Annotated in this window: 2 protein-coding genes; both read right to left on the minus strand. The window is 64.0% G+C overall.

Annotated features, from left to right (window positions below; all coding sequences use genetic code 11):
- Positions 1–772 (minus strand): homoserine O-acetyltransferase MetX (gene metX, locus AC1D0P_RS25460; protein WP_477679276.1); only part of this gene is annotated, 772 nt, incomplete at its 3' end.
- 134 nt (positions 773–906) lie between these two features.
- Complete coding sequence (locus AC1D0P_RS25465; protein ID WP_477679277.1) at positions 907–1,464, minus strand: TMEM165/GDT1 family protein; 558 nt, start codon at positions 1,462–1,464, stop codon at positions 907–909.
- Positions 1,465–1,664: the final 200 nt, after the last annotated feature.

The raw sequence follows: 1,664 nt of genomic DNA on the forward strand, positions 1-1,664 counted from the left end.
GTGTGTCGGCATTCACGGTTTCGGCGACCGCCTGGCGCAGCTGGCGGCCGAATTTTTCGTTCATCACGTCGTCGCTCAAATAGGTGATGTGGCCGATCATGCGGGCGATGCGCAGGCCGCGTTTGGGCAGCACGCCGTGGCGATAGAAATGGCCGCCGTGGAAATCGGGGTCGGTCACGATGGCGCGCCGGGCCACTTCATTGAAAGCGATGTTCTCGGCCGTGAGGTTGGGCGCGCTGGCCACCACCACGGCGTGGCGCACGCGGTCCGGGTACTGCAGCGTCCAGGCCAGGGCCTGCATGCCGCCCAGGCTGCCGCCCATCACGGCGGCCAGGGTCTGTATGCCCAAGCGGTCCAGCAGGCGGGCTTGCGCGCTGACCCAGTCCTGCACCGTGACGACGGGGAAGTCGGCGCCGTAGAGTTCCTGCGTKTCGGGATTGGGCTGCATGGGGCCGGTGGTGCCGAAGCAGGAGCCCAGGTTGTTGACGCCGATCACGAAGAAGCGGTCGGTGTCGACCGGCTTGCCGGGACCGATCATGGTGTCCCACCAGCCTTCGGATTTGTCGATCGGCTGGCCCTGCGCATCGAGGTAGACGCCCGCCACATGGTGAGAGGCATTGAGCGCGTGGCAGATCAGCACGGCATTGGATTTGTCGGCGTTGAGTTCGCCGTAGGTTTCATAACTCAGGTCGTAGGCGCGTATCGACGCGCCGCTCTGCAGCGGCAGTGCCTCGACAAAATGCATGCTGAGCGGGGTGGCAATAAGTGTCAAAAAATCACCTGCAAAACAAAAAACCCGGCGTCGCTAAAGCGAGTCCGGGTTTCTGGAGGTCGTCTTTAGCTGTACTTTTTAAGCGCCCGCAAGCTGAGCAAATCGGCGCTGAGGGCCAGTATAGCRAGCCGGGGTCACATCAAGAGAGCGGCCAGGCCCAAGCCGGCAAAAATCAGCGCCGACACAATGTGCACGGCGCGCAGCGGCACCAGGCGCGTGACGCGTTCGCCCAGCCAGACGACCGGCGCGTTGGCCAGCATCATGCCCAGCGTTGTGCCTGCCACCACGCTGGCGATGGCGTCGTAGCGCGCGGCCAGCATCACGGTGGCGATCTGCGTCTTGTCGCCCATCTCTGCCAGGAAGAACACCAGCACAGTGGTGAAGAAGACGCCGTAGCGCGGCGGTTTTTCGTCCTCGTCCGCGTCCAGCTTGTCGGGCACCAGCATCCAGGCGGCCATGGCCAGAAACGAGGCGCCCAGGATCCAGCGCAGCATTTGGGGACTGATCAGCGTGGTCACCCAGGCGCCGGCGGCACCGGCCAGGGCATGGTTGGCCAGGGTGGCGACCAGGATGCCGGCAACGATGGGCCAGGGCTTTTTGAAGCGAGCCGCGAGGATGAGCGCGAGGAGTTGCGTCTTGTCGCCCATTTCGGCGAGGGCGACGATGCCCGTGGAGACGAGGAAAGCTTCCATTCAAAAAGACTCCGGCCGGACGAAACCCATGACTGCACGGCATCCCCGGCCTGAAGCGGAGGCTGTGCAGTCAAAGGTCTCGCGTGATCCGAAGACCGCTTGCGCCATGCCCAAAGAACCTGTTTTCAATCTATACGGGGCCGCGTTGGGGTGCAATCGGGATGAGTGGGCCGACCGGGAACGCCGCATGGGCTAATGCC

The organism is Polaromonas sp. P1_G2 (genome assembly GCF_056405515.1).